The following is a 24672-nucleotide window of genomic DNA, read 5'->3' as shown; positions in this document are numbered from 1 at the left end:
CAGGCGCGTGTGAGGCTCGGCCGCATGAACGAACGCAACGAAGCGTCCTCCATGCGCCCGGGCCGCCCGGGCCCGACGCGGATACGACGGCTCACCCCCGAGGAAGTCCGCGAGCGGGCCGCCGACGGGCTCGCCGCGCTCCTGGTGGACGCCGTCGACAGCGGGGCCTCCGTCGGCTTCCTGGCACCCCTGGAGCGCGAGCGGGCCGCCGCCTGGTGGTCGGGTGCGGCGGGGGCCCGGGACGTGTGGGCGGCCCTCGATCCGGCCGGGCGCGTCCTGGGCGCCGTCACGCTCGTCCGCGACGACAAGGCGAACGGGCGGCACCGAGGGGAGATCGCCCGGCTCGTCGTCCACCGTGACGCCCGGGGCCAGGGCCTGGGGCGCCGACTGCTGGCCGCGGCAGAGGCCCATGCCGCCGCCACCGGGCTGAGCCTGCTCGTCCTGGACACCCAGACCGACAGCCCTGCCGAACGGCTCTACCAGGGATGCGGCTGGACGGTCGCCGGCACCATACCGGACTACGCCGCCGATCCGGCCGGCACGCTGTGTGCGACGACCCTGTACTACAAACGGCTGGGCTGAGCCCCGTACACCCAGGTGCCGCACACTTCGGTCCCGGCGCCCTTCGGCCCCGCGCACCCGGGGTCCGTACACGAAAGGGCCCCGGACGCTTCTCGCGTCCGGGGCCCTTCTCGTATCTCGCAGCGCCTATCGCAGCTGTGCCGCCTGCGCCTCGCGCGCCTCGCGGCTCTCGCGGCGGTTGTCGCGGAAGGTGTTCACTCGCCGGGCCGTCGCGAAGAGGGGGATCACGGCGCCCAGGACCACCTGGAGGGCGCAGCCGGCCTGGAGCAGGAACTGCCCGCCCGGGGCGTCGAACGCCCACGCGACCAGCATCGCCATCGCCCCGACGATCCAGCTGAGCATCGCGGCCGCGAGGACACCCCGCGGCTTCGGGTACTCCACGCGGCTCACCATCAGCCACGCCGTGCCGATGATCGCGAGCAGGGTCGGGATGAACGGCAGCTCGAGCAGGATGATCGAGACGACCGTCAGCGCGCCGAAGGGGCTCGGCATGCCCTGGAACATGCCGTCCTTCATCGTCACGCACGAGAAGCGCGCCAGCCGCAGCACCACCGCGAGCAGCACCACGATCGCGGCCACCGCCGAGACCTTCTGGTGCGCGTCGTCCGCGACCATGCCGTAGACGAGCACGAAGTACGCCGGGGCCAGACCGAAGCTGATCAGGTCCGAGAGGTTGTCGAGCTCGGCGCCCATCGGCGAGCTGCGCAGCTTGCGGGCCACGATCCCGTCGAAGAGGTCGAAGATCGCCGCGCCCAGCATCAGGATCACGGCGGTCGCGGCGGAGTGCCGCGCCATGCCGGTCTCCATGCCGCTGCCGGTCAGGTGCGGGATGAGGATGCCGGTGGTGGTGAAGTACACCGCCATGAAGCCACAGGTGGCGTTACCGAGCGTGAGGGCGTCCGCTATGGACAGCCTCAGCGACAGCGGCATCTCCTCGGCCTCGTCGGCGGCCTCCGCCGCCTCGTCGGCGGCCCAGTCGGCCGCCCGTGTGTCGGGATCAATCACGGTCAATGCGAGTCACCCCCGCGGTCGTGGCCTGACCGACCTCGACGGCGACCTCGACACCTTCCGGAAGGTAGATGTCGACCCGCGAACCGAAGCGGATCAGGCCGATCCGGTCACCCTGCTCGACCTTCGTCCCCTGCGGGATGTACGGCACGATCCGCCGCGCCACGGCGCCCGCGATCTGCACCATCTCGATGTCGCCGAGCTCGGTGTCGAAGTGCCAGACAACGCGCTCGTTGTTCTCGCTCTCCTTGTTGAACGCCGGCACGAAGCCACCGGGGACGTGCTCCACGGACGTCACCGTGCCCGCCAGGGGCGCGCGGTTGACGTGGACGTTCAGCGGGCTCATGAAGATGGCGACCCGGGTGCGGCCGTCCTTCCACGGCATGATGCTCTGCACCACACCGTCGGCGGGCGAGATGACCCGGCCCTGAGCGATCTCGCGCTCGGGGTCGCGGAAGAACCACAGCATGCCGGCCGCGAGAGCGGTGGCCGGCACGGCGACGGCACGGGCGCGCTTGGACTTGCCCGCGCGCGCGAGGCTCAGCGCCGCGGTGGCGACGGTCGGCAGAAGCCACGGCGATGCTCCGCGTGCGATGCGTACGCCCTTGAGGCTGTCGCGGTGTGCAGAGGTTTGGCTGTGGGGCATGGATGACCTTCGTAGCGGATGATGCCGCACTGGCAACGGGGGACGGCGGCTTTCCGGCGATGCTATCGGTTGCGAGCCGCAACTGGGCAAGCCAGAAGCCGAGTCGGCGGCCGGAAGACGAACACAGGGTGTGATCTTCTTCGCGGCCAAACCGACTCAAAAGCGACAATCAACCCTGGAATCGGTACTCCTCGAGCAGCCGACGACCAATGATCATTTTCTGGATCTCGGCGGTACCTTCGCCGATCAGCAGCATCGGCGCCTCGCGGTAGAGGCGCTCGATCTCGTACTCCTTGGAGAAGCCGTAGCCGCCGTGAATGCGGAAGGCGTCCTCGACGACCTCCTTGCAGTACTCGGAGGCGAGGTACTTCGCCATCCCTGCTTCGAGGTCGTTTCGTTCCCCAGAGTCCTTTTTGCGTGCTGCGTTCACCATCATGGCATGAGCGGCCTCGACCTTGGTAGCCATTTCGGCCAGCTTGAACTGAATCGCCTGGTGCTGGGCGATCGGCTTGCCGAAAGTGTGACGCTGCTGGGCATACTGGACACCCAGCTCGAAAGCACGCTGCGCGACGCCGCAGCCACGGGCCGCCACGTTCACGCGGCCGACCTCGACACCGTCCATCATTTGGTAAAACCCTCGGCCGGTGACCCCGCCCAGAACCCGATTGGCCGGAATGCGCAGTCCGTCCATGATGAGCTCGGTCGTGTCGACGCCCTTGTAGCCCATCTTGTCGATCTTGCCGGGAATGGTGAGGCCCGGGCGGACCTCTCCGAAGCCGGGCTCCTTCTCGACGAGGAAGGTCGTCATCGACTTGTGCGGGGCGGTGCCCTCGGGGTGGCCTTCGTCACTTCGGACGAGGACCGCGACCAGCGTTGACGTGCCGCCGTTGGTCAGCCACATCTTCTGGCCGTTCAGGACGTACTCGTCGCCGTCCTTGACCGCCTTCGACGTGATCGCCGACACGTCCGAGCCGAGACCCGGCTCCGACATCGAGAACGCGCCGCGCGTCTCGCCGGCCGCCATCCGCGGAAGGAAGTACTCCTTCTGCTCCTGGGTGCCGTGCTGCTTCAGCATGTACGCGACGATGAAGTGCGTGTTGATGATGCCGGACACCGACATCCAGCCGCGCGCGATCTCCTCCACGCACAGCGCGTAGGTGAGCAGCGACTCACCGAGGCCCCCGTACTCCTCGGGGATCATCAGACCGAAGACGCCGAGCTCCTTGAGCCCGTCCACGATCTGCTGCGGGTACTCGTCACGGTGCTCCAGCTCCGTGGCGACCGGGATGATCTCCTTGTCGACGAAGTCGCGGACCGTGGCCAGGATCTCCTGCTGGACGTCGGTCAGACCGTGGGTCTGGGCGAGTCGCGCCATGACTACTTCCCCTGTTCCTTCAGCTCCGGGCGGCCGGGCTGCTCGCCGCCGCGCGCGTCGGTGTACTCGGCGGTCGGGACCATCACCTTGCGGCGGAAGACGCACACCAGCGTCCCGTCCTGCTTGTAGCCCTTGGTCTCGACGTAGACGATGCCGCGGTCGCTCTTCGACTTCGACGGCGTCTTGTCGAGGACCGTGGTCTCGCCGTAGATGGTGTCGCCGTGGAAGGTCGGCGCCACGTGCCGCAGCGACTCGATCTCCAGGTTGGCGATGGCCTTTCCGGAGACGTCCGGCACGGACATGCCGAGCAGCAGCGAGTAGATGTAGTTGCCGACGACGACGTTCTTCTTGAAGTCCGTCGTGTTCTCCGCGTAATTCACGTCCATGTGAAGCGGGTGGTGGTTCATCGTCAGCAGACAGAAAAGATGGTCGTCGTACTCGGTGACCGTCTTTCCGGGCCAGTGCTTGTAGACGGCGCCGATCTCGAACTCTTCGTAGGTGCGGCCGAACTGCATCGGGATCAAGCCTCCGGAATCTCGAACTTCGTGGTGCGCTGCATACCGGCGGCCCGGCCCTTGCCGGAGATGACCAGCGCCATCTTGCGGGAGGCCTCGTCGATCATCTCGTCGCCGAGCATCGCGGAGCCCTTCTTCCCGCCGGCCTCGGACGTGTAGTAGTCGTACGCGTCGAGGATCAGCTCGGCGTGGTCGAAGTCCTCCTGCGAGGGCGAGAAGATCTCGTTCGCGGCGGCGACCTGGTCCGGGTGCAGCACCCACTTGCCGTCGAAGCCGAGGGCGGCGGCGCGCTGCGCGACCGCGCGGTAGCCCTCCTGGTTGCGGATCTGGAGGTACGGGCCGTCGATCGCCTGCAGGTTGTTGGCGCGGGCGGCCATCAGGATGCTCATCAGGATGTGGTGGTAGGCGTCCGCCGGGTAGCCGGGCGGCTGCTCGCCGACGACCAGCGACTTCATGTTGATGGAGGCCATGAAGTCGGCCGGGCCGAAGATGATCGTCTCGACGCGCTGCGACGCCTGGGCGATCGCGTTGACCTGGGTGAGCCCCTGGGCGTTCTCGATCTGCGCCTCGATGCCGATCTTGCCGACCTCGAAGCCCATGGTCTTCTCGATCTGGGTGAGCAGCAGGTCGAGCGCGACGATCTGCTCGGCGTTCTGCACCTTCGGCAGCATGATGCAGTCGAGGTTCTGGCCGGCGCCCTCGACGACGGTGACGACGTCACGGTACGTCCAGTGGGTCGTCCAGTCGTTCACGCGGACCACGCGGGTCTTGCCGGTCCAGTCGCCCTCGTTGAGGAACTTCACGATGGTGTGCCGGGCCTCCGGCTTGGCCAGCGGCGCGCAGGCGTCCTCCAGGTCCAGGAAGACCTGGTCGGCGGCGAGGCCCTGGGCCTTCTCCAGGAAGCGCGGGTTGGAGCCGGGGACCGCCAGGCAGGAACGGCGGGGGCGCAGCCGGTTCACGGGGGAAGCGGGCGTGGTCATGCGGGGACCTCCAGGGGGTCGAGCTGGTTCGCTTTGCGGATCTCGTCGACGATACGGCCGATGATCCCGGTGATACCGAAGTCCTTCGGGGTGAAGACGGCGGCCACACCGGCCGCCCGGAGCTCCTCGGCGTCCGCGTTCGGGATGATCCCGCCGACGACGACCGGGATGTCGGCCGCGCCCGCGTCCTTGAGGCGGTCCAGGACGTCCGGCACGAGCTGGGCGTGCGAGCCGGACAGGATCGACAGGCCGACCGCGTGCACGTCCTCCTCCAGGGCCGCGTCGACGATCTGCTCGGGCGTCAGCCGGATGCCCTGGTAGACCACCTCGAACCCGGCGTCACGGGCGCGTACGGCGATCTGCTCGGCGCCGTTGGAGTGCCCGTCCAGGCCCGGCTTGCCGACCAGGAACCGCAGCTTGCCGACGCCCAGGTCCCGGGCGGTGAGCTCCACCTTGCGGCGCACCTCGGCCAGCGGGGAGCCCGCCTCGGCCGGCACGGCCACCGGAGCGGAGGACACGCCGGTCGGGGCGCGGAACTCGCCGAAGACCTCGCGCAGCGCGCCGGCCCACTCGCCGGTCGTGACGCCCGCGCGGGCGCACTCCAGGGTGGCCTCCATGAGGTTGCCGGTGCCCTTCGCGGCCTCCTTCAGCCGCTCCAGGGCCTTGCACGGCCGCGGGTGGTTGAACGGCGGCTGGTAGCGGGTGTCCCGCCAGGTGCCGAGGGCGCCGACGACCCGGGCCTCGACGGCCGGGTCGACCGTCTGGATCGCGGTGTCCAGGTCGGCGGTGAGCGGGTTCGGCTCGGTCGTCTCGAAGATGTTGACGCCGATGATCTTGTCCTCGCCGGACTCGATCCGGGCCCGCCGCTCGGCGTGCGAGGAGACCAGCTGCGCCTTGAGGTAGCCGGACTCGACGGCCGCCATCGCGCCGCCCATCTCCTGGATCCGGTCGATCTCCGTCATGCACTCGGCGACCAGGGCGTCCACCTTGGCCTCGATGACGTGCGAGCCGGCGAAGATGTCCTCGTACTCCAGCAGGTCGGACTCGTGGGCGAGCACCTGCTGGATGCGCAGCGACCACTGCTGGTCCCAGGGGCGCGGCAGGCCGAGCGCCTCGTTCCAGGCCGGGAGCTGCACGGCGCGGGCGCGGGCGTCCTTGGAGAGGGTGACGGCCAGCATCTCCAGGACGATGCGCTGGACGTTGTTCTCCGGCTGGGCCTCGGTCAGACCGAGCGAGTTGACCTGCACGCCGTAGCGGAATCGGCGCTGCTTGGCGTCCTCGATGCCGTACCGCTCGCGGGTGACGGTGTCCCAGATGCGGCCGAAGGCGCGCATCTTGCACATCTCCTCGATGAAGCGGACGCCGGCGTTCACGAAGAACGAGATGCGGGCGACGACCTCGCCGAACCGCTCCTCGGGGACCTGCCCCGAGTCGCGGACGGCGTCGAGGACGGCGATGGCCGTCGACATGGCGTACGCGATCTCCTGGACCGGCGTGGCCCCGGCCTCCTGCAGGTGGTAGCTGCAGATGTTGATCGGGTTCCACTTGGGCATGTGGTTGACCGTGTACGCGATCATGTCGGTCGTGAGGCGGAGCGACGGGCCGGGCGGGAAGACGTGCGTCCCGCGCGACAGGTACTCCTTCACGATGTCGTTCTGGGTGGTGCCCTGGAGCTTGGTGACGTCCGCACCCTGCTCCTCGGCGACCACCTGGTAGAGCGCCAGCAGCCACATGGCGGTGGCGTTGATGGTCATGGAGGTGTTCATCTGCTCCAGGGGGATGTCCTGGAACAGCCGCCGCATGTCACCGAGGTGCGAGACGGGCACGCCGACCCTGCCGACCTCGCCGCGGGCGAGGACGTGGTCGGGGTCGTAGCCGGTCTGCGTGGGCAGGTCGAACGCGACCGAGAGTCCGGTCTGGCCCTTGGCCAGGTTGCGCCGGTAGAGCTCGTTCGACGCCTCGGCGGTGGAGTGACCGGCGTAGGTCCGCATGAGCCACGGCCGGTCCTTCTGACGCTCTGTCATCTGTGGTCCCTGAGTCGGATGTTAGATGTTGCGGAAGCGGTTGATGCCGTCGATGTGCTTCGCGCGCAGCTCGTGGTCGCGGACGCCGAGGCCCTCCTCGGGCGCGAGGGCGAGCACGCCGACCTTGCCCTGGTGCAGGTTGCGGTGCACGTCGAAGGCGGCCTGGCCGGTCTCCTCCAGGGAGTAGACCTTGGAGAGCGTCGGGTGGATCTTGCCCTTGGCGATCAGGCGGTTGGCCTCCCACGCCTCGCGGTAGTTGGCGAAGTGCGAGCCGATGATCCGCTTCAGCGACATCCACAGGTAGCGGTTGTCGTACTGGTGCATGTAGCCCGAGGTCGAGGCGCAGGTGGTGATGGTGCCGCCCTTGCGGGTGACGTACACGGAGGCGCCGAAGGTCTCGCGGCCCGGGTGCTCGAAGACGATGTCGATGTCCTCGCCGCCGGTCAGCTCACGGATCTTGGAGCCGAAGCGCTTCCACTCGCGCGGGTCCTGGGTGTTCTCGTCCTTCCAGAACTTGTAGCCCTCGGCGTTGCGGTCGATGACCGCCTCGGCGCCCATGGACCGGCAGATGTCGGCCTTCTCGGGGGAGGAGACGACGCAGATCGGGTTGGCGCCGCCGGCCAGGGCGAACTGGGTGGCGTACGAGCCGAGGCCGCCGCTGGCGCCCCAGATCAGGACGTTGTCGCCCTGCTTCATGCCGGCGCCGTTGTTGGAGACCAGCTGGCGGTACGCGGTGGAGTTGACCAGGCCCGGGGCCGCGGCCTCCTCCCAGCTGAGGTGGCCGGGCTTCGGCATCAGCTGGTTGGACTTGACGAGCGCGATCTCGGCGAGGCCGCCGAAGTTGGTCTCGAAGCCCCAGATGCGCTGCTCGGGGTCGAGCATCGTGTCGTTGTGGCCGTCGGAGGACTCCAGCTCGACGCTCAGGCAGTGCGCGACGACCTCGTCGCCGGGCTTCCAGGAGTTGACGCCCGGGCCGGTGCGCAGCACGACGCCCGCGAGGTCGGAGCCGATGACGTGGTACGGCAGGTCGTGGCGCTTGCTGAGCTCCGACAGACGGCCGTAGCGCTCCAGGAAGCCGAAGGTCGAGACGGGCTCGAAGATCGAGGTCCAGACCGAGTTGTAGTTCACGGAGCTGGCCATCACGGCGACCAGGGCCTCGCCCGGGCCGAGCTCGGGCAGGGGCACGTCGTCCAGGTGGAGCGACTTGCGCGGGTCCTTGTCGCGGCTCTCGAGCCCGGCGAACATCTCCTGCTCGTCCTTGTGGACGGTCACGGCGCGGTACGACTCGGGGAGCTTGATGTTGGCGAAGTCGGCCGACGTGGAGTCGGGCGACTGGATCGCGTCCAGGATGTCCTTCACGGGATGCCTCCGGCGGTGCGGCGTCCGGCGAGGACGCGCTGAGGGATACGTCGGGGTTGCTGCTGTGGAGGTGTGCCGTCGGTTCGGCTCGGTGGTGCGGTGGCGGCGCCGGTGGTGTGGCGCGAGGGTGCCTGTGACGCAGGCGTCCGGGCGCACGAGCAGGATCGCTTGTGGGGACAGCCGGCGCACGAGGTGATCTCTGCGCGCCGGCCGCCCGGACACTCTCAACGTATGGCACGCCGTGTCACCTGACAAGGCACTCCGTGCCAACAATTTCACTCAGATGCAATCTGGTGGTCACGGATGAGCGATGATCGATCGAAAATGCCTCTGAACTGGGCATATGCAGCGAGGGCCGCTCCCGGAATCCGGGAGCGGCCCTCGCTGTGAGGCGGCTGTGAGGTCGTTCGGGGTGGTGCTCAGGCCTTCTTGAGCGCCTGCTGGATGGTGCGCATGACCTCGTCCAGGGGTGCGTCCGTCCGGGCGACGGCGACCACCACGTCGCCCCTCGTGGAGGCGGTCGCGGCGACCGGAGCCGGCTCCGGGGCCGCGTCGGCCTGGCCGGTGCCCGCGGGTACCGGCCGGGCGCCTATGCCCGAGCCGAAGGTGTCCCGGACGATCGCGAAGGCGTGGTCGAGCTGCGCCTCCACGTCGCCCTGCCCGCCGGCCCGCAGCCAGCGGCGCAGCACGTGGTTGTGCGCGGTGACCACCGCGGAGGCGGCCACCTCGGCGAGCAGCGGGTCGTCGTTGCCGTCGTGGTGGTCGCGCTCGTCGAAGTGCCCGAGCAGATAACGGGTGAACAGACGCTCGTAGCGGGCCACCGAGGCGATCTCGCGCTCGCGCAGCGTCGGCACCTCACGCGTCAGCCGGTAGCGGGCCACGGAGACCGCGGGCGAGCCCGCGTACATCTTCATGACCTCCTTGATGCCCCGGCACACCGTGTCGAGCGGGTGCTCGTGCGGCGGGGCGGCGTTGAGCACCGCCTCCGCGCGCACCAGGGTGTCGTCGTGGTCCGGGAAGATCGCCTCTTCCTTGGAGCGGAAGTGCCGGAAGAAGGTCCGGCGGGCCACCCCGGCCGCCGCCGCGATCTCGTCGACGGTGGTGGCTTCGTACCCCTTCGTGGCGAAGAGCTCCATGGCCGCGGTGGCCAGTTCCCGGCGCATTTTCAGCCGCTGCGCGGCGGCACGGGTCCCCGCCGCGCTCTCCGGGGCGTCGGACGTGGACGTGGCACGGGGTGTCTTCGCGGCCTTGGACATGTCCCGAACGTACTGCATCGCGCCGGGAGTGTGCCCAGGTGGGGGAGGGGAGCCCGGCCCGGCACCGGTGGTGCCCGACGGGCTGAGCAGCCCTCCCCACCCCCCGTACGGCTCCGGGTGGGGCTCAGCGGCGGGCATATTCGCGGAAGCCGCGGCCCGTCTTGCGGCCGAGGCAGCCCGCGGCCACCAGGTGCTCCAGGAGCGGCGCCGGGGCGAGACCCGGGTCGCGGAACTCGCGGTGCAGCACCTTCTCGATCGCCAGCGAGACGTCCAGGCCGACCACGTCGAGCAGCTCGAACGGGCCCATCGGGTAGCCGCCGCCCAGCTTCATCGCCGCGTCGATGTCGTCCAGCGTGGCGTAGTGCTCCTGGACCATCTTGATCGCGTTGTTGAGGTACGGGAAGAGCAGCGCGTTCACGATGAAGCCGGCCCGGTCGCCGCAGTCCACGCCGTGCTTGCGGATCTTCGCGGTGACCTCGCGGACGGTGGCGTGCACGTCGTCGGCGGTCAGCACCGTACGGACGATCTCCACCAGCTTCATGGCGGGCGCCGGGTTGAAGAAGTGCATGCCGATGACGTCCTGCGGGCGGTTCGTCGCCTTCGCGCAGGCGACGACCGGCAGCGAGGAGGTCGTGGTGGCGAGCACCGCGCCCGGCTTGCAGATCTTGTCCAGGCGGGCGAACAGCTCCTGCTTGACCGCCAGGTCCTCGGCCACCGCCTCGACCGCCAGGTCCACGTCCGCGAAGGCGTCGACCGAGCCGGCCGGGACGATCCGGGCCAGCGTCTCGTCGCGCGCCTCACCGGTCATCCGGCCCTTGTCGACCGAGCGGGCCAGGGACTTGGCGATCCGGGCCTTGGCGGTGTCCGCCTTCTCCTGCGAGCGGGCGGCGAGCACGACCTCGTAACCGGCCTTCGCGAAGACCTCGGCGATGCCGGAGGCCATGGTGCCGGAGCCGGCGACACCGACCGTGCGGACCTCGCGGGTCTCGCCGCCGGCCGCCGCGGCGAGCGGGGTCTGCGCGTCGCGGACCACGGTGGCCGAGCCCGGCGCCTCGTACGTGTAGAAGCCGCGGCCCGCCTTGCGGCCGGTCAGCCCCGCCTCGCTGAGCTGGCCCAGGATCGGCGCCGGGGCGTGCAGCCGGTCGTGCGAGGAGGCGTACATGGCGTCCAGGACGGTACGGGCGGTGTCGATGCCGATCAGGTCGAGCAGCGCCAGCGGGCCCATCGGCAGACCGCAGCCCAGCTGCATGGCCGCGTCGATGTCCTCGCGGGAGGCGTACTTGGCCTCGTACATCGCGGCGGCCTGGTTGAGGTAGCCGAAGAGCAGGCCGTCGGCGACGAAGCCGGGCCGGTCGCCGACCGCGACGGGCTCCTTGCCGAGCTCCTGCGCGAGCCGGGTGACGGCCTCGACGGCGCGCGGGTCGGTGAGGACGGAGGAGACGACCTCGACCAGCTTCATCGCCTGGACGGGCGTGAAGAAGTGCAGGCCGAGCACCCGCTCGGGGTGCGCGGAGTCGGCGGCGAGCCGGGTCACCGAGAGCGCGTTGGTGCCGGTGGCGATGATCGCGTCGGGCCGGACGATCGTGTCGAGGGCCCGGAAGACCTCCTGCTTCGTCTCGTACGACTCGGGCACGACCTCGATGACGAGGTCGGCGCCGGCGGCCGCCTGCAGGTCCGAGTAGGTGCGGAACCGGGCGAGCACGTCCTGTCGCTCCTCCTCGGTGATCCGCTCGCGGGCCACCGCGCGGGCCGTCGAGGCCTCCAGGGCGGAGACGGCCTGGGCGGCCGCGTTCTCGCTGATGTCGATGCCGATGACCTCGCGGCCGGCCCGGGCCAGGACGTCGGCGATGCCGGTGCCCATGGTGCCGAGACCGACGACGGCGATGGTGGAGAGAGGGGTGTCCATCAGGGGACTCCTGAGAGGAAGAGTGACGACTGAAGGCAGGTGCGCGAGCGGCGCGGGTGCGCGGACACGTGCGTGCACGGTGCACGGGTGCGCGAGTGCACGGACCGCGACTGCGCGAAAGAGCAGGCGCAAAGGGCACGCCATGAGGGAAGGCGCGGGAAAAGGGGGCGATGGACTCTGTCCCGGAGTCACATCGAAACTGCCGAACCGAAAGGCTTCACGACGGCTGCGTCACCAGGCCGACGTGATGGTGTGCGGGGGGTGGCCCGCTCACCTGAGATTAACTGCCCGGTAACGAGCGCGCCAGTCCTCGGAAGTTGGGGAATGTGTGATCTGGGTCGCGGATAGTCTTCGGAATATGAATTTCGCTGCGGACCCCGAATTCTGCTCGATGATCGATCGTTTGCGGGAAGAGATCGGGAATGGAGGTGAAGCGGTCCCGGCGGCATTCGAAGAACTCGCCGGGCCCGTCGGTACGGAGGAACTCCACCGGCTCCTCACCGCGCCGGGGCAGCCGCTGTGGGCCCGCGAGATCGCCGCGTTCCGGCTCGGCCTCGCCGGCGACTCCCGTGCCTTCGAGTCCCTGGTGCTCTTCCTCAACCACCGCGACCCCGAGCGCTGCGTCTCCGCCGCCCACGCCCTGACCCGGCTCGGCGACCCGCGCACCGCCCGCGCCGCCGCCGCGCTCGCCACCAACGAACTCCGCGCCGCCTACGCCCTGCTGCCGGTCCGTCTGCTGACCCGGCTCGGCGCCCCCGAGAGCGCCCCCGCCCTCGTCACCGTCCTGCGCCGCCGCCTCGCCGCGGGCGACCCGCACTGGCGCGTCGGCCTCGCTTGCGTCGAGGGCCTGGGCGAACTCGGCGACCCGGCCGCCCGCGAGGTCCTCCGGGCGGCGCTGCCGCACCCGATGTTCGGGGAAGCGGCGCGGGAGGCGCTGGCCGCGCTGGAGGGGCCGGACGCGGTGAGCCTGCGGGTGGTGGGGGCCGGCGACTGGGAGGTGTGGCGGGCGGCCCGGCTCGCGGCGCTCGGCGAGTCGCCGCGGGCCTTCAAGGCCCGGCTCGCGGACTGGGAGAACGGCGGCGAGGCGCGCTGGCGCGAGCGGCTCGCGATGCCGGACGCGTACAACGTCGTCGCGCTGATCGGGAGTGAGGTGGTGGGCGTCGCCGCGGGGATGCCCGGAACCGAGGCCGGCACGTGCGAACTGCGGTCGGTGTGGGTGAGTCCGCGGGTACGGGGCCGTGGCCTCGGCGAACGGCTGATCGCGGCGGTCGAGGAGTGGGCCAGGGCGGCGGGCGCGACGCGGCTGACGCTCGGGGTGCTTCCGGGCAACGCCCCGGCCGCCGCGCTGTACCGGCGGCACGGCTTCGCCGTGGTGGAGGAGGGCGGGGAGGAGGTGGTCATGGCCAAGTCCTTGTGACGGGTGGGGCCTTGCGGCGGGCAGGGCCCTGTGACGGGCGGGTCCTTGTGGCGGCTCGGGCGTGCGGTGGCTTGGGCGTGTGGCGGCCTGGGCGTGTAGCGGCTGGGGCGTGTGGGGCCGGGCCGTGCGGCGGCTCGGGCGTGCAGCGGCTCGGGCGTGTGGGAGCCCGGGCGTTGTGATGTGCGTCCCGTTGGCGACGGGGCGGGTTTCGTTATTGACACTTTTTATTACAGTGGCGCCACCGCTCACTCGTCCCTGTTTTCGCCAAGCGGAGGCGTGACATGCCCCCTGCTACCCCGCCCGCGCTGCCTGCCCTGTCGGTCAGTTCCCACCACGTACGCGCCGTCCTGCTCGCCGCCCGGCGTCACGGCGTCGACCCCGCGCCCCTGCTCGCCCGGTCCGGCCTGCCCGCCGAACTGCCCGCCCGGGTGCCGGCCCGCCGCTTCGGCCGGCTCGTCGGCACGCTCTGGCGCCGCCTCGACGACGAACTCATCGGCTTCGGCGAGGCGCCCAGCCGCTTCGGCACCTTCGCCACGATGGCCGAACTCGTCGTCCACGGCAGCCGCGACCTGCGCGAGGCCCTCCACCGCGCCCAGCGCTTCTACGGACTCCTCCCGGCCGGACCGCGCTTCCAGCTCGTCGAACCAGGCGCGCCCGTGGGCGAGTTCACGGACGAGGCGTGGATCGAGTTCGACGTCTCCGGCTACGACGACCCCCTGCGCTTCGGCGCCGAGACCACCGTCGTCGTCGCCCAGCGCTTCGCCGGCTGGCTCATCGGCCGCCGACTCGGGCTGCGCCGCGTCGAGTTCGGCTACCCCGAACCCCGGCACGCCCACGAGTACGCGCTGCTCTTCCGCGCCCCCTGCGTCTTCGGCGCGCCCCGCACCGCCGCCGTCTTCGACCGGGCCGACCTCGATGCCCCGGTCTGCCGGGACGCGGCGGCCCTGCACGCGCTGCTCCGCCGGATCACCACCGACGTCCTCGTCTGCCGCGACGACCGCGGCACCCGCACGGTCACCACCCGCGTACGACACCTGATCTTCGCCGCCCTCCCCGCCGGACCCGTGCCCCCGCCCGAGGAGATCGCCTACCGCCTGGCCATCAGCCCGCAGACGCTGCGCCGCAGGCTGGCCGCCGAGGGCACCTCGTACCAGCGACTGCGCGACCAGGTGCGACGCGACCACGCCATCGCCGCGCTCACCCGCGGCTCCCTCTCCATCGAAGGCCTCTCCCAGCGCCTCGGCTTCTCCGAACCGAGCGCCTTCCACCGGGCGTTCCGCCGCTGGACCGGGTCGACGCCGAGGGCGTACCAGCGGCAGGGCGATGTGCGGGAGCCGGAGGTAGGGGAGTGCGGGAACGAGGGGGCGGCAGGGGAGCCGGAGGCGGTGGGCGGCCTCACGGCGGCCGTCGGGCGGCCGGCCGCGGCCTCGGCAGGCGTGTCGTCCGGTGTTCCGGCCACCGTCTCGGCCGGTCTCTCGTGCGCCGTTCCGGCCGGCGGCTCGGCTCCCGCGGCGGTCTAGAGCCTGTCCGGCGGATCATGGCCGGGGCCGCGACGCCTGGCACGGCGCCTGGCCGCGTTGCCGACATGCCTGAACAGCTCCGCTATCAAGGCGCACTCCGGCGCCTTGCCATGCACCGCACCAGACGCCGCGACCTGTCCGACCCTGATCCGCCGGACAGGCCCTAGTCGCCGTCGTCGCCGCCCGATCCCTGCCGGCGGCCCGTCCGCAGCGCGCCGCGTGCCAGCTCGCCGGCCGCCAGCGTCGCCATGGACACCCCGCGCACCCAGCGCGGGCCGCCACGCGCGGCCCAGACCACGCAGGCGCAGCCGGCGGCGGCGAGCGCGATCAACCCGGCCAGCACAAAGACGATCACGTGCGTTCCCCTTTCACCCTTCAGTTTCCGGTCCCCGGCTTCCGTGGGCGCGGTCATCCTCTCCGTACCCCGCATGCTGAGCGGTACGGTCACAGCGGACCATGGCCGTCGGCCTTACCGTCCCCGCCATGGAAGCGAACTGCCCGCCCGCCGCCGGTGCCGTCCGGCCGCCGGGCCCCCGAAGATGAACGTCCGACGGGCGGTCCTCGCCGCCCTCGGCGGGCTCGTCCTCCTCTGCCTGCTCGTGGCCGTCGCGGTGACGGCGCTGAGCGTCAAGGTGGAGGGGTCGAGCATGGCACCCACCCTGCATGACGGCGACCGGCTGCTCGCCGTTCCCGGTTCGGCGGGCGAGGTGCACCGGTTCGACGTGGTGCTGCTGCGCTCGCGCCACCAGAACGCCCTGCTGGTGAAGCGGGTGATCGCACTGCCCGGCGACCGGATCGCCATCGTGTCCACCGCCCAGGACCCCTTCCAGGTCCTCCTCCAGGAGCGGGGCCGCGGCCCGGTCTACCGGGTGACGGCGGGCCAGTGGATCGCGCAGGCGCGGCGGACCGGGAACTGCTGCGCCGAGGACGGCACCCGCTCGGCCCGGGCCGCGCTGCGGACAGTCCCGGCCGGGTCCTTCTTCTATCTGGGCGACAATCCCGACCTCTCCGACGACTCCCGCGCCTTCGGCTGGGGCGAGATCGACCGGGTCGAGGGCCGGGTGGGCCTGCGCGGCGCCCTCGTACCGGCCTCGGCGCAACTGGGCGCCCGCCCGGTCCTGGAGGAGAGCCGGGGCACGGTGCCGGGAGCCGGACCCGGGTCCGGGGCGGGGCCCGGGCCCAAGTCCGAGGCGGGAGCTGGGCCCGGGGTGGGTCCGACGTCGGGGCCGGCACCCGGGCCCGGGCCCTGAGTCCTGAGTCCGGTTCAGGAGGTGAGCGTTTCCTTCCCCGTGCTGAGTGCGATGCGCAGGAAGACGTCCGCGATCCGGTCGGCCGACTCCCGTGGTGAGCCGGCCGCCTGGACGATGTGGCTGGCCGTCAGGCGTACGGCGGTGTCGACCGCGAGGCCGCGCGCGACCGGGTCGACGGCCGGCCACGCCTCGGCCACGTACCCGTCCGCCATCGCCGACGCGGTGGTGAAGGCCGTCTGGGAGCGGGTCGTCAGATAGGGGAGCAGTCCGTCGTCACGGGCGCTGGTGAGCATCGCCCTCACCAGCGGGTTGCGGGCGGCGAGGGTGAGGGTGAAGTCGACGGCTGCCGTGACCGCCTCGCGCAGGTCGTCACGGTGTCCGTCGAGCGAGGCCTGGATGCCGACCAGGCAGCGCTCCAACTCCCGCTGGAACAGCGCCTCGCCCACCGCTTCCCTGGACGGGAACTCGGAGTACAGCGTCTGCCGGCTCACGCCCACGGCACCGGCGATGTGTGCCATGCGGAGCTTGTCGAACCCGCGCTCCGCGACGAGTTCGTACGCGGCGTCCAACAGGCGTTCGCGCAGCAGCGTGCGCACCGTCTCCCTGAACCTGGCCATCGGCACAGGGTAGTGGAGAGCAATTTTCCGCTCTCTCTGTCCAGACTGTTGACACATCCTCTAATAGTGTCCAATTCTCGAACAAGTGGCCACGCAGTGTCACGGCCGTGACACACCCCCGTATCCCTCTCCGCGCACCGCGCGGGACGACGGTTGGAGAAGGCACATGTCCGAAGAGACCAGAGAGACCAGAGAGACCGGCGAGATCAGAGCGACCACGGAGACCAGAGGCGTCACCCGCTGGCGCAGATCCGTCTTCCTGGCGCTGCCGGCCACCGTGGCCGTCGCCGGGATGGCGACGGCGATGGTCCAGGGCGCCCTGGCCGCGAACCTGTCGCTGACCAGCGTCCCCTTCACCCTCACCTCGAAGACGATGGCGGCGCCGAGCGGTATCGGCGCGGTCATGCACACCGTCGACGCGGGTGGCGCGAAGGGCGCGGCCGAGGTCGGTATCGCCCAGGCCGGCCTGGACGGGCTTTGCGTCCACGCGACCCAGTCGGTCAACCTGCCGGTCGTCGGCACGCTCGGCACCTGGTCGCTGAACATCTCCTCGCCGGCCGCGGCGACGCCGCTCACCCCGGACCAGCTCGCCGCCGGCCAGGGCCTTCAGGCGCAGAAGCTGATCCTGGACGCCCAGTCCGTGAAGGCCGGCAAGGCCACGCTCAACGCCACCGCCACCACGCCCAACGTGATCGGCGCCGCCGCCGACGGCAACGGCATCAAGGGCACCGGTGTCACCGACGGTTCGGCGGGCCAGTTCGGTCTCGACGCCACCGGCGGCCGCACCACCATCGAGAGCCTGAAGGCCGATGCCAACGGCGCGACCATCGCCGGCGCGATCACCCTGCCGGACCTCGCCATCGACATCGCCTCGGGCAACACGAGCTGCTGAGCAGTTCCCTCCGCACCCCCCACGGGCACCACTCGCACCGCCTGAACCACCGCACCACGGCACGGCCGCACCACGGCACGGCATGGCACCACCGCACGGCACGGCACCACCGCACGACCGGCACGACGGGCCGGGGCGCCGCACGGGACGCGGCGCCCCGCGCCCACCTTGCTACCACACCACCGACCGCTGCGAGGCCCCTCATGACCCGCGATCTGACCCGTGATCCGGCATCCGAGTCCGCTCCCACCGAACCCGCCCCCGCCTCCGGGGCCGTACGGCGGGCCCGGCTCGCCTTCCGGCGCTGGCGGCGCAACCGCCCCTTCTGGGCGGCGGTGTGGACCGGTCTCGGCGGCTTCGTCATCTTCTTCCTGCCGATGGCCCCGCTCGGCAAGATCCTCTCGATCGGCGTCGGCGGCATCGCCGGCATGGCCGGCGGGGTCGTCCTCATGGCCATGGCGCTGCTGATCCTGCTGCTGCCCAGTCAGCGGCACACCGCCGGCGTCCTCGCCGTGATCGCCGGTGTCGCCTCCTTCCCGCTCTCCAACCTCGGCGGCCTGTTCATCGGCATGTTCCTCGCGGTGCTCGGCGGCTCGATGGCCTTCTCCTGGCTGCCGGAGAAGCCCGCGAAGCGCGCCCGGCGTCCGCGCCGCGCCCGCGGCACCGCCGGCCGGCGGGAAGGGAGCGCCGTCGCATGAGCGCGATCCCCAGCCCCCGCAAGGCCGGCCGGGCCCTCGCCCGGTCCGTCGGCGAGTGGAACGCGGCGATGCTCGCCGAGGCCGCCGACGGCACCCGGCGCGGCACCCGGTGGGGCCGCGGCGCCTTCGCCTTCGTCCCGTCCGTGCTCGCCGTCGGCGCGCTCGGCGCCGCCCTGGCACAGGGCGCCCTCGCCGCCAACTTCAGCGTCACCGGCCAGCCCTTCACTCTCACCTCCAACGGCGTCTCCGGCACCGGCTTCGGCGCCATCGTGAACACCCCGCCCGTCGGCCGGCCCGACGGCACCAGCACGGCCACCACCGGCATGGCCCGGGTCGGCTTCGCCCAGGCCGGGCTCGCCGGACTGTGCGGCATCGTCCACCAGTCCATCGCCGGCCTCCCCTACTCCCTTCTCCTGACGGCCGGCCAGCCGGTCACCGCGACCCCGCCCGCCACCTTCTCCACCGACATCGACGCCTCCAACCTCTTCATCCAGGCCACCGAACTGCAGTCCTACGGCCCGACCACGCTGCAGAACGCGGTCATCGGCCAGTCCGCCGAGCAGGTCCTCGTCGACGGCAAACCGCTCACCGGCGCCCAGGCCGGCGGCTTCGGACTCGGCTCCGCCGGCGGCCCCGGCGGCAGCTCCGTCAACCTGCACGGCCTCAACGCCACCGCCTACGACGCCGAGATCGCGGGTGCCCTGGTCCTGCCCCAGCTCGAGATCCGCATCGTCGGCGGAACGGCCACGGCATGCTGAGCGACAGCGTGCGCCGGGCGCGCTCCGGCGCCGTCGCGGCCCACCGGTGGTTCCGGGCGTTCCGGCGCACCCGGCCGTTCTGGGGCGGACTGTGGCTGGTCGTGGGCGGCTGGACCGTCCTCAAGTTCTCGCTCAGCTCGGTGCAGTTGGTCGTCAGCACCGGCTTCGGGGGAGTGGCTGGCTATCTCACCGGCGGCGGCATGATCCTCAGCGGCCTCATCCCGCTCGCCGCGCCCCGGCAGCGCTACACCTTCGGTCTCATCGGTGTCGTCCTCGCCGTCGTCTCGCTCGTCGTGTCCAACCTCGGCGGCTTCCTGGCCGGCATGGCGCTCGGCGTACTCGGCGGCTCGATGATGGTCGGCTGGGGCCCCAAGCGCCCCCGCCGCGCCGCCCGCCGCGCACCCCGCCCCGCCCAGGAGACGCCGTGACGCCCGCGAAGGCCGTGACGCCCGCGAAGGCCGTGACGCCCGTACGGGCCCGCCACCGCGTCCTCGCCGTCGCCGCGGTCCTCCTGGTCGCCGTCGCCACCGCCGTCGTGCCCGGGCGGGCGGGCCAGGCCGCGCCCAACGCCGCGGCGGTCACCCCGCTCGGCGTCCCCTTCCTCCCTTCCCCGTACCCCCTGGACGTACGGATCGACAGCCTGGTCGCCGTCTCCCTGTCCGTGCAGATGGGCGTCGTCATCCGGCTCTCCGACGGCAGCCAGGTGACGACGAACAAGTACACCTTCAGCAAGCTCAAGATCAGCAAGCACATGAGCGTGACCCAGCGCGCCGACGGCCACACCCTCACCATCGACGTGCCGAACGACGGCCAGCTCGGCGGCTACGACAGCGCGGGCAAGGCGGAGACCACCGTCATGTGGGGCACGATCGACAACATCTGCGTGCTCCTCATCGCCTGCCATGTGCAGGAACTGCTCAACTTCTTCGGCCAGATCATCCCCCTCACCTCCGGCGCCACGAACTTCCGCGGCACCATCTACGCGATCCGCACGACGGACGACCACGCCGCGCTCAACTCCACCGACAACCCCGTCCACCTGCCCGGCACGATCACGGTGACCAGCCCATGACCGCCGCACCGGCCCCCGGGGAGGGGCGCACCCACTGGCGCCGGTCGCTGGCCGTCGCCCTCCCCGCGCTGCTCGCGGCCGGCACCCTCGCGGGCGCCATGACGAGCGGCGCGCTCGCCGTCGACCTGCGCATCCAGGACCGCCCGGTCGACTTCACCACCAGCAGCCTCTACGGCACCCAGTACGGCGCCGCCGTCGTCGACCAGACCGTCGTCCACCCCGACGGCACCACCGGCTCGCTGCGGGTGCTCCGCATGGGCTTCGCCGACGGCGTCATCAACGGCCTGTGCCTGAGCCAGCAGCAGCAGATCGCCGGCGTCACCTACACGCTGCTGCTCACGCTCGGCGACTCCAACCCCGGCACCTGGGAGATCCGCACCAAGAACACCGTGCTCGACCTCAGGAGCGCGACCGGCGAGCTCGACATGGACGGCATCGTCGACCTCAACGTCAACGGCGCCGACGTGAAGACCGTCAAGGACGGCACGGGAGCCTATGTCGACAACCCGCTCGACAGCCCCCAGCACCGCTTCGGCATCCAGGCGCGCTACGCCAAGTTCGACTCGATCAACGGCACCGCCCAGGACATGCAGATCCCCGGACTGCTCACCAGCCCCAAGCTGAGCCTGACGGTGAAGCCCGGCACCGTCGCCTGCCCCAGGCCCGCCGCGCCCACCGGCACCCCCGGGACCCCTTAGGGGCGGGTGGAGCCGGCGGCGTCCCGGTCCTCGGGTATCAGCGCGAACGCCTCTATCTCCAGAAGGAGTTCGGGCCGCACCAGCGCGGTCACCTGGACCGCCGAGCTGGCCGGCAGCGGCAGCCCGCCGAACGCGGCGTCGCGGGCCGCGCGGATCGCGGGCAGGTGCGCCATGTCCGTGACGAAGTAGGTCAGCTTCACCACGTCCTCGAAACCCGCCCCGGCCGCGGCCAGGCAGCGACCGACGTTGCCGAAGACCTGCCGCGCCTGCGCCACGGGATCACCGGCGCCGACGACCGCGCCCCCGGCGTCCAGGGCGAGCTGGCCGGACACGGCCACGAACCGGCCGGTGCCCCACACGACATGGCTGTACTGCGGACTGGGCGCGAGCCCCTCGGGGGCGGGCACATGGGTCAGATGCGTACTCATGGCTCACATCCTGAACCACGCCACTGACAATCGGGCCCGCCCCCGGTCGATCTGTGGATAACTTCGCTGCGCCGCCCGGCTGCGGTCAGCGCACCTGGCCGAGGAGTCCGTGCAGCGTCGTTCCCGACACCGGGCCCGCCTCCCGCGCCCCCGCCGCCTTCGTCTTCGCGTTCCCCTTCTCCAGCCCCTTGTCGGACGCCTTCTCCGACCCCTTCTCCGTTCCCTTCGCCGTCGCCTCGGCCTTCGCCGGCACGGGCTCGGGGAGCGTCGCGCAGACCGCGTCCGCCTCCGACCCCTCCGCGCCGCGCGGCACCGTGCCGTCGGCGAGGTACGCGGCGAGGTGACCGTCCATGCAGTCGTTGCCGGCCAGCGTCACGCCGTGGTTGCCGCCGCCCTGCTCGACGACCAGGCTGGAGCCGCGCACCATCTGGTGCAGGGCGACCCCGCCCTCGTACGGTGTGGCGGCGTCGTCCGTCGCCTGGAGGATCAGCATCGGCGGCAGCTGGTCGTTGGTGACGTCCGGCGGGGTCAGCGAGTCGACCGGCCAGAACGCGCACGGCGCGTTGTACCAGGCGTTGTTCCAGGTGGAGAACGGCGCCTTGGCGTGCGCCTGCCAGCTGTCCTTGCGCCACACGCTCCAGTCGCGCGGCCAGCCCGCGTCCCGGCACTGCACGCTCGTGTAGACCGAGTAGCCGTTGTCGGTGGCGGCGTCCGCCTGGCCGTAGTCCTCGTACGCCTGCACCAGCGGCGCGCTGTCCCTGTCGACGACGTACGCGGAGAACGCCGCCGCGAGCCGCGGCCAGTAGCCGTCGTAGTAGCCGCCCGGCAGGAAGGTGTCCTCCAGCTCGCCGGGGCCGACCTTGCCGCCGGCCGGTTCGGTGCGCAGCGCGTCCCGCATCGCGTACCAGGACGCCTCGACCGCCTCCGGGGCCGTGCCGAGCCGGTAGGTGGCGTCGTTGCGGGCCACCCAGGCCATGAAGTCCTTGTGCCGGGCGTCGAAGGCGTAGTCCTGCGCGATGTTGTCCTCGTACCAGACGCCGTGCGGGTTGACGACGGAGTCCAGGGCCATGCGGCGCACCCGCTCGGGATAGAGCCGCGCGTACACGGCCCCGAGGTAGGTGCCGTACGAGTAGCCGAGGTAGCTGAGCTTCGGCGCACCGAGCGCGGCGCGGATGGAGTCCATGTCCCGCGCCGTGGAGACGGTGTCGATGTACGGCAGCACGCCGGCGTACTTGTCGCCGCACGCCTTCGCGAACGCCTGGGCGCGCTCGACGCCCGCCCGCTCGTCGTCGGCGCCGCGCGGCACCGAGTCCGGGCGCACCGGGTCGAAGTGACCGGGGCGGCAGTCCAGCGCGGGTTCGCTCTTGCCGACGCCCCGCGGGTCGAAGCCGATCACGTCGTACTGCGCGGCCACTTTCGCGGGCAGCGCCGCCGCCACGTACCCGGCCATCCCGCGGCCGCTGCCGCCGGGGCCGCCGGGGTTGACCAGGAGCGGGCCCTGGGAGGTCTTCGCGGTGTGCACGACGCGGGTCAGGGCGAGGGAGATGGTCCGCCCGGCCGGGTCGTCGTGGTTGAGCGGCACCCGCAGCGTGCCGCACTGGAGCTTCGGGTACGTCTTGCTGCCGCAGCCGCTCCAGGTGAGCGGCGCGACGGGGCGGGTGGTCGGCTCGGGACCGGTGGCCGCGGCGGCGGAGGCGCCGGGCAGGACGGTGACCGTCCCGGCGACCAGGGCCCCAGCGGCGATCAGCGTTCCTGCGCGTGGGTTCATACGGCGTCCGTGCCCCGCGCACGGCTCGGCGGGACCATTTCCGCGGAGAGTTGACCCGATCGGCGGACGCATTGATATGACGATCCGTCAATGCGGCTGAACGGGTGTGCTCACAGCAGGGTGAGCTGCTCGGCCTGCGCCACGCGCGTGTGGTGGTCCGGTACGGGGATCCGGCGCGGCGAGGCCGCCCGGCCGCCCGGTCCGATGCCGAACTCGGCCGCCAGTTCGTGCACCTGACGGGTGATCCGGCGCTGGTACCAGGTGGGCGCGTAGGCGCCGGCCGCGTACATCCGCTCGTAACGGCCCACGAGCCCGGGGTGATGGCGGTGCAGCCAGGTGAGGAACCACTCGCGGGCGCCGGGCCGCAGGTGCAGCACCAGCGGGGTCACCGAGGTCGCGCCCGCCTCCGCGATGGCCCGGACGGTGGCGCGCAGCTGCTCGGGACGGTCGCCGAGGAACGGGATGACCGGGGCCATCAGCACCCCGACACCGATGCCGTGCCCGGCGAAGGTCCGCACGACGTCCAGGCGCCGCTCGGGGGAGGGCGTGCCCGGCTCCACCGTGCGCCACAGCTCCCGGTCGGTGAAGCCGACGGAGACCGAGACGCCCACCTCCGTGACCTCGGCGGCCTGCCGGATCAGCTCCTGGTCGCGCAGGATCAGCGTGCCCTTGGTGAGGATCGAGAAGGGGTTGGCGTGGTCCCGCAGGGCCTCCAGGATTCCCGGCATCAGCCGGTATCGGCCCTCCGCCCGCTGGTAGCAGTCGACGTTGGTGCCCATCGCGAGGTGCGCGCCCTGCCAGCGGGGCGAGCCGAGCCGGCCGCGCAGCAGCTCCGGGGCGTTCACCTTGACCACGATCTGCGAGTCGAAGCCGATCCCGGTGTCCAGGTCCAGATAGCCGTGGGTCTTCCGCGCGAAGCAGTACACGCACGCGTGCGTGCAGCCGCGATACGGGTTGACCGTCCACTCGAACGGCATGCGGGAGGCGCCGGGCACCCGGTTGACGATCGACCGGGCCCGCACCTCGTGGAAGGTGATGCCGCGGAATTCGGGCGTGTCGAAGGTGCGCGTGACCACCTCGTCGGCGCCGAAGAGCGCGACCTCGGGATTGTCGGTCAGGCGGTCCCAGCGCATGGACGCCTCCTCGGGAGCAGGAACGGGAACGGGAGCGGGCACAGAATAGAACACCTGTTCCCTTGATCGTCGCAACCCGGATTTTGGGCCCCGGCGCCCAGGTGGTTGGCTTGGTCCGTATCCCCCGAGAGCACCACGAGAACAAGCTGGAGGAAGTGCCATGGCGCAGGTCGAGGCCACGACGGAGCGGGTCATCGCCGCCGACGCGGACACCGTGTTCGACGCACTCGCCGACTACAGCGGCACGCGCGCGAAGCTGCTGCCCGAGCACTTCAGCGAGTACGAGGTGCGCGAGGGCGGCGACGGTCAGGGCACCCTCGTCCACTGGAAGCTCCAGGCCACCAGCAAGCGCGTCCGCGACTGCCTCCTGGAGGTCACCGAGCCCACCGAAGGCCAGCTCGTCGAGAAGGACCGCAACTCCTCCATGGTCACCACCTGGACCGTCACCCCGGCCGGCGAGGGCAAGTCCAAGGCCGTCGTCACCACCGTCTGGAACGGCGCCGGCGGCATCGGCGGCTTCTTCGAGAAGACCTTCGCCCCCAAGGGTCTCGGCCGCATCTACGACGCGGTGCTCGCCAAGCTCGCCGCCGAGGTCGAGAAGTAACCCGAGAGGCAACCCCGAGAGGTAACCCCCGGGAAGTAGCCCCGGGAAACCGGACCCGGGAAGTAACGCCCGGTTCAGTCACCGATTCGAGTGGTTTCCCCGCGACCCCCACAAGAGCCCCCGGCGCCTGAGGGGGTCGCGCACCGTCAGGTAAACGCCCTGATGA

The 24672-nt window shown here is 71.3% G+C and carries 25 protein-coding genes and 1 pseudogene; 12 read left to right on the top strand and 14 right to left on the bottom strand.

Annotation, left to right across the window (positions count from 1 at the left end; all coding sequences use genetic code 11):
• Positions 1-24 precede the first annotated feature (24 nt).
• On the top strand, positions 25-582 hold the full coding sequence (locus ACFYU9_RS18595; protein WP_389345404.1) for a GNAT family N-acetyltransferase: 558 nt from the start codon (positions 25-27) through the stop codon (positions 580-582).
• 126 nt (positions 583-708) lie between these two features.
• Here ACFYU9_RS18595 and pssA read toward each other — a convergent pair whose 3' ends face one another.
• From pssA to ACFYU9_RS18550, 9 genes are all read right to left on the bottom strand, one after another.
• The gene (pssA, locus tag ACFYU9_RS18590; RefSeq protein ID WP_389208037.1) at positions 709-1587 is read right to left on the bottom strand and encodes a CDP-diacylglycerol--serine O-phosphatidyltransferase; all 879 of its coding nucleotides are present in this window, start codon (positions 1585-1587) and stop codon (positions 709-711) included.
• Positions 1580-2236, bottom strand: coding sequence for a phosphatidylserine decarboxylase (locus ACFYU9_RS18585; protein WP_389207101.1), 657 nt, complete (start codon positions 2234-2236; stop codon positions 1580-1582). Before ACFYU9_RS18585 ends, pssA begins: the two co-directional genes overlap by 8 nt.
• A gap of 169 nt (positions 2237-2405) precedes the next feature.
• Positions 2406-3611 carry an acyl-CoA dehydrogenase family protein gene (locus ACFYU9_RS18580; protein WP_031004478.1) on the bottom strand — a complete coding sequence of 402 codons (1206 nt, stop codon included), beginning with the start codon at positions 3609-3611 and terminating at the stop codon, positions 2406-2408.
• Positions 3612-3613: 2 nt separating this feature from the next.
• Positions 3614-4126, bottom strand: a complete 513-nt coding sequence (locus tag ACFYU9_RS18575; RefSeq protein WP_389208035.1) for a MaoC family dehydratase — start codon at positions 4124-4126, stop codon at positions 3614-3616.
• Positions 4127-4131: 5 nt separating this feature from the next.
• On the bottom strand, positions 4132-5106 hold the full coding sequence (locus ACFYU9_RS18570) for an HpcH/HpaI aldolase/citrate lyase family protein (RefSeq protein WP_389207097.1): 975 nt from the start codon (positions 5104-5106) through the stop codon (positions 4132-4134).
• On the bottom strand, positions 5103-7130 hold the full coding sequence (locus ACFYU9_RS18565; protein ID WP_389207095.1) for a protein meaA: 2028 nt from the start codon (positions 7128-7130) through the stop codon (positions 5103-5105). The genes ACFYU9_RS18570 and ACFYU9_RS18565 overlap by 4 nt, the downstream gene beginning before the upstream one ends.
• 21 nt (positions 7131-7151) lie before the next feature.
• Positions 7152-8489 (bottom strand): crotonyl-CoA carboxylase/reductase, encoded by a 1338-nt coding sequence (gene ccrA / locus ACFYU9_RS18560; RefSeq protein WP_389207092.1) that lies wholly within the window; start codon positions 8487-8489, stop codon positions 7152-7154.
• A 419-nt stretch (positions 8490-8908) separates the two neighbouring features.
• A complete protein-coding gene (locus ACFYU9_RS18555; RefSeq protein ID WP_389207091.1) occupies positions 8909-9745 on the bottom strand; it encodes a TetR family transcriptional regulator in 837 nt (278 codons plus the stop codon).
• Positions 9746-9869: 124 nt separating this feature from the next.
• On the bottom strand, positions 9870-11651 hold the full coding sequence (locus tag ACFYU9_RS18550) for a 3-hydroxyacyl-CoA dehydrogenase family protein (RefSeq protein WP_389207089.1): 1782 nt from the start codon (positions 11649-11651) through the stop codon (positions 9870-9872).
• A gap of 358 nt (positions 11652-12009) precedes the next feature.
• Here ACFYU9_RS18550 and ACFYU9_RS18545 point away from each other — a divergent pair.
• From ACFYU9_RS18545 to ACFYU9_RS18535, 3 genes and pseudogenes are all read left to right on the top strand, one after another.
• Positions 12010-12603, top strand: a pseudogene (locus ACFYU9_RS18545) (HEAT repeat domain-containing protein); the annotation flags it as partial.
• Positions 12604-12612: 9 nt separating this feature from the next.
• Positions 12613-13068 (top strand): GNAT family N-acetyltransferase, encoded by a 456-nt coding sequence (locus tag ACFYU9_RS18540; protein WP_389208033.1) that lies wholly within the window; start codon positions 12613-12615, stop codon positions 13066-13068.
• A gap of 281 nt (positions 13069-13349) precedes the next feature.
• The gene (locus tag ACFYU9_RS18535; protein ID WP_389345403.1) at positions 13350-14588 is read left to right on the top strand and encodes an AraC family transcriptional regulator; all 1239 of its coding nucleotides are present in this window, start codon (positions 13350-13352) and stop codon (positions 14586-14588) included.
• 163 nt (positions 14589-14751) lie between these two features.
• Here ACFYU9_RS18535 and ACFYU9_RS18530 read toward each other — a convergent pair whose 3' ends face one another.
• Positions 14752-14943, bottom strand: coding sequence for a hypothetical protein (locus ACFYU9_RS18530; RefSeq protein WP_389345402.1), 192 nt, complete (start codon positions 14941-14943; stop codon positions 14752-14754).
• A gap of 184 nt (positions 14944-15127) precedes the next feature.
• Here ACFYU9_RS18530 and lepB point away from each other — a divergent pair, with 184 nt between their 5' ends.
• Positions 15128-15838, top strand: a complete 711-nt coding sequence (gene lepB, locus ACFYU9_RS18525; RefSeq protein WP_389345401.1) for a signal peptidase I — start codon at positions 15128-15130, stop codon at positions 15836-15838.
• Between the two features lie 14 nt (positions 15839-15852).
• On the opposite strand, the gene ACFYU9_RS18520 is transcribed toward lepB, so the two are convergent.
• Positions 15853-16455: a TetR/AcrR family transcriptional regulator gene (locus ACFYU9_RS18520; protein ID WP_389345400.1), complete on the bottom strand. Its 603-nt coding sequence runs from the start codon at positions 16453-16455 to the stop codon at positions 15853-15855.
• Between the two features lie 166 nt (positions 16456-16621).
• Here ACFYU9_RS18520 and ACFYU9_RS18515 point away from each other — a divergent pair, with 166 nt between their 5' ends.
• From ACFYU9_RS18515 to ACFYU9_RS18490, 6 genes are all read left to right on the top strand, one after another.
• Entirely contained in the window at positions 16622-17347 is a 726-nt protein-coding gene (locus tag ACFYU9_RS18515) for a cholesterol esterase (RefSeq protein ID WP_389207078.1), read from the top strand.
• Positions 17348-17550: 203 nt separating this feature from the next.
• Positions 17551-18045, top strand: coding sequence for a DUF6114 domain-containing protein (locus tag ACFYU9_RS18510; RefSeq protein ID WP_389207076.1), 495 nt, complete (start codon positions 17551-17553; stop codon positions 18043-18045).
• The gene (locus ACFYU9_RS18505) at positions 18042-18803 is read left to right on the top strand and encodes a DUF6230 family protein (protein ID WP_389345399.1); all 762 of its coding nucleotides are present in this window, start codon (positions 18042-18044) and stop codon (positions 18801-18803) included. Before ACFYU9_RS18510 ends, ACFYU9_RS18505 begins: the two co-directional genes overlap by 4 nt.
• Positions 18797-19231 (top strand): DUF6114 domain-containing protein, encoded by a 435-nt coding sequence (locus tag ACFYU9_RS18500; protein ID WP_389345398.1) that lies wholly within the window; start codon positions 18797-18799, stop codon positions 19229-19231. The genes ACFYU9_RS18505 and ACFYU9_RS18500 overlap by 7 nt, the downstream gene beginning before the upstream one ends.
• Entirely contained in the window at positions 19228-19875 is a 648-nt protein-coding gene (locus ACFYU9_RS18495; RefSeq protein ID WP_389345397.1) for a hypothetical protein, read from the top strand. Before ACFYU9_RS18500 ends, ACFYU9_RS18495 begins: the two co-directional genes overlap by 4 nt.
• Positions 19872-20573 (top strand): DUF6230 family protein, encoded by a 702-nt coding sequence (locus ACFYU9_RS18490; RefSeq protein WP_389207066.1) that lies wholly within the window; start codon positions 19872-19874, stop codon positions 20571-20573. Before ACFYU9_RS18495 ends, ACFYU9_RS18490 begins: the two co-directional genes overlap by 4 nt.
• Here ACFYU9_RS18490 and ACFYU9_RS18485 read toward each other — a convergent pair.
• The 3 genes from ACFYU9_RS18485 to ACFYU9_RS18475 form a co-directional block, all read right to left on the bottom strand.
• Entirely contained in the window at positions 20570-21001 is a 432-nt protein-coding gene (locus ACFYU9_RS18485; RefSeq protein WP_389207064.1) for a RidA family protein, read from the bottom strand. The genes ACFYU9_RS18490 and ACFYU9_RS18485 overlap by 4 nt on opposite strands.
• Positions 21002-21086: 85 nt before the next feature.
• The gene (locus ACFYU9_RS18480) at positions 21087-22769 is read right to left on the bottom strand and encodes an alpha/beta hydrolase (protein WP_389345396.1); all 1683 of its coding nucleotides are present in this window, start codon (positions 22767-22769) and stop codon (positions 21087-21089) included.
• A gap of 110 nt (positions 22770-22879) precedes the next feature.
• Positions 22880-23902 carry an Rv2578c family radical SAM protein gene (locus tag ACFYU9_RS18475; RefSeq protein WP_389207060.1) on the bottom strand — a complete coding sequence of 341 codons (1023 nt, stop codon included), beginning with the start codon at positions 23900-23902 and terminating at the stop codon, positions 22880-22882.
• Positions 23903-24062: 160 nt separating this feature from the next.
• Here ACFYU9_RS18475 and ACFYU9_RS18470 point away from each other — a divergent pair, with 160 nt between their 5' ends.
• A complete protein-coding gene (locus ACFYU9_RS18470; protein WP_389345395.1) occupies positions 24063-24506 on the top strand; it encodes an SRPBCC family protein in 444 nt (147 codons plus the stop codon).
• Positions 24507-24672 lie beyond the last annotated feature (166 nt).

This window comes from Streptomyces sp. NPDC004327 (assembly GCF_042873935.1).
Taxonomy (GTDB): Bacteria; Actinomycetota; Actinomycetes; order Streptomycetales; family Streptomycetaceae; genus Streptomyces.
The sequence above is the reverse complement of the archived record's forward strand: the minus strand, read 5'-3'. Positions and strand labels throughout refer to the sequence as shown.

Bases quoted from the DNA above. Each gene is read 5' to 3' on its own strand.
- ACFYU9_RS18595 (WP_389345404.1), top strand. From the start codon at position 25: ATGAACGAACGCAACGAAGCGTCCTCCATGCGCCCGGGCCGCCCGGGC.
- ACFYU9_RS18585 (WP_389207101.1), bottom strand. From the start codon at position 2,236: ATGCCCCACAGCCAAACCTCTGCACACCGCGACAGCCTCAAGGGCGTA.
- ACFYU9_RS18580 (WP_031004478.1), bottom strand. From the start codon at position 3,611: ATGGCGCGACTCGCCCAGACCCACGGTCTGACCGACGTCCAGCAGGAG.
- ACFYU9_RS18575 (WP_389208035.1), bottom strand. From the start codon at position 4,126: ATGCAGTTCGGCCGCACCTACGAAGAGTTCGAGATCGGCGCCGTCTAC.
- ACFYU9_RS18570 (WP_389207097.1), bottom strand. From the start codon at position 5,106: ATGACCACGCCCGCTTCCCCCGTGAACCGGCTGCGCCCCCGCCGTTCC.
- ACFYU9_RS18565 (WP_389207095.1), bottom strand. From the start codon at position 7,130: ATGACAGAGCGTCAGAAGGACCGGCCGTGGCTCATGCGGACCTACGCC.
- ACFYU9_RS18555 (WP_389207091.1), bottom strand. From the start codon at position 9,745: ATGTCCAAGGCCGCGAAGACACCCCGTGCCACGTCCACGTCCGACGCC.
- ACFYU9_RS18550 (WP_389207089.1), bottom strand. From the start codon at position 11,651: ATGGACACCCCTCTCTCCACCATCGCCGTCGTCGGTCTCGGCACCATG.
- ACFYU9_RS18535 (WP_389345403.1), top strand. From the start codon at position 13,350: ATGCCCCCTGCTACCCCGCCCGCGCTGCCTGCCCTGTCGGTCAGTTCC.
- lepB (WP_389345401.1), top strand. From the start codon at position 15,128: ATGAACGTCCGACGGGCGGTCCTCGCCGCCCTCGGCGGGCTCGTCCTC.
- ACFYU9_RS18520 (WP_389345400.1), bottom strand. From the start codon at position 16,455: ATGGCCAGGTTCAGGGAGACGGTGCGCACGCTGCTGCGCGAACGCCTG.
- ACFYU9_RS18515 (WP_389207078.1), top strand. From the start codon at position 16,622: ATGTCCGAAGAGACCAGAGAGACCAGAGAGACCGGCGAGATCAGAGCG.
- ACFYU9_RS18510 (WP_389207076.1), top strand. From the start codon at position 17,551: ATGACCCGCGATCTGACCCGTGATCCGGCATCCGAGTCCGCTCCCACC.
- ACFYU9_RS18505 (WP_389345399.1), top strand. From the start codon at position 18,042: ATGAGCGCGATCCCCAGCCCCCGCAAGGCCGGCCGGGCCCTCGCCCGG.
- ACFYU9_RS18500 (WP_389345398.1), top strand. From the start codon at position 18,797: ATGCTGAGCGACAGCGTGCGCCGGGCGCGCTCCGGCGCCGTCGCGGCC.
- ACFYU9_RS18490 (WP_389207066.1), top strand. From the start codon at position 19,872: ATGACCGCCGCACCGGCCCCCGGGGAGGGGCGCACCCACTGGCGCCGG.
- ACFYU9_RS18485 (WP_389207064.1), bottom strand. From the start codon at position 21,001: ATGAGTACGCATCTGACCCATGTGCCCGCCCCCGAGGGGCTCGCGCCC.
- ACFYU9_RS18480 (WP_389345396.1), bottom strand. From the start codon at position 22,769: ATGAACCCACGCGCAGGAACGCTGATCGCCGCTGGGGCCCTGGTCGCC.
- ACFYU9_RS18475 (WP_389207060.1), bottom strand. From the start codon at position 23,902: ATGCGCTGGGACCGCCTGACCGACAATCCCGAGGTCGCGCTCTTCGGC.
- ACFYU9_RS18470 (WP_389345395.1), top strand. From the start codon at position 24,063: ATGGCGCAGGTCGAGGCCACGACGGAGCGGGTCATCGCCGCCGACGCG.